At 42.1% G+C, this 1,241-nt stretch carries 2 protein-coding genes; one reads left to right on the forward strand and one right to left on the reverse strand.

Going from position 1 to position 1,241, the window contains the following annotated elements:
• A partial coding sequence (locus A3739_RS17385) for a hypothetical protein (protein WP_156502650.1) occupies positions 1-549 on the reverse strand: 549 nt, incomplete at its 3' end.
• A gap of 158 nt (positions 550-707) precedes the next feature.
• On the opposite strand from A3739_RS17385, the gene A3739_RS17390 reads away from it, so the two are divergent.
• Positions 708-1,241, forward strand: a 534-nt coding sequence (locus A3739_RS17390) for a LysR family transcriptional regulator (protein WP_156502651.1), incomplete at its 3' end; no start/stop codon positions are given.

Raw genomic sequence — 1,241 nt, forward strand, 5'->3', positions numbered from 1 at the left:
GCTATGTGGAGCATATCGATAAAAAGACTTGCTGTAGCACAGTGGGTTAAATGCTGTACAAAACAACGATTTTGAATGCGGCGCTTTTGTTCGGTCGTTTTGAAGTTTACCAATCACAGGGTTAGCAATACCCTCCTCTTGATTCGATGAAATATAGTTTTTGAGTTTTAAGAACATCGATGCTGCTTGTCTTTTGCCTCCGTTCGCTTGCAAGTGATAAGCCATCGATAAGCACCAAAATGCCTTAGTTGCATAATCTCTTGCATCATCGTGATTAGACCAATCATGAGCAGGTATTAAGATCAAACGTTCAATTGGTTTTCCCTCAACTGTTTTAGAATAAAACTCGCGTAAAATTCCAGCGAGGTATGCAGCGCCTTGCCTATCAAAGGTCAACGAACTGGGGAGCTGATAGTAACTTGCTTCACCCGGAGCATAAGGGCAAACAGTTTCTTTGTTTGCAATCCAATGTCTCAGTGCATGTTCTTTTCTCTCAGCATTCGAGGTTTCTTTGTTATCACTTTTTATGTGTTGAGAGTTTAATTCCATGTCTACTCGACCTTTGTGTGACCTAGCACATTATCAATTTTTTGTTATCACTAAATTCCTATCAGGAATTTAGTATGAGAATGATTCATTGATGAATACAGCGAATTTTTGACACAACACTTGTGAATAAAATTCTGCAATATACAAAGGGACGAGGAATGAACAATTACGAAGCATTCGATGCGGTCGTCACGCACGGCAGCTTTACTAAAGCCGCTAAACAACTGCATCGATCTCCTTCAGCCATCAGCAAACTCATTGCCCAGTTAGAAGAACAACTCGGTATCCAGTTATTTGACCGCACAACTCGATGTTTAAACCTCACTGAAGCGGGAAAGCTTTACTCGGAAAGATGCAAAGAGATTGTGCAAAAGATGGATGAGGCTGAAACCGAACTGCGCGAATTTTCTGGTGAGGCTGTCGGCAAGATCCGTATTACATTCCCGAATGCCTTGTCCTCTTCCCCTATTATTCCTGTTCTAAGTGAATTCACTGCTCGCTATCCCAAAGTGAGCTTTGACTCAAATGCCTCTATTGAAAAAAAGAACCTGACTGAGGACGACTACGACTTTGCTTTTCGTCTAGGGACGCTCGAAGACTCAGGCATGATTGGCATCAAGCTTTTTGATATAGAACCAGCCTTCGCCGCCAGTCAAGCTTTAGTCGAGCAATACGGAAAGCCCAAACATATC

The sequence above is a fragment of the Oleiphilus sp. HI0067 genome (assembly GCF_001635735.1).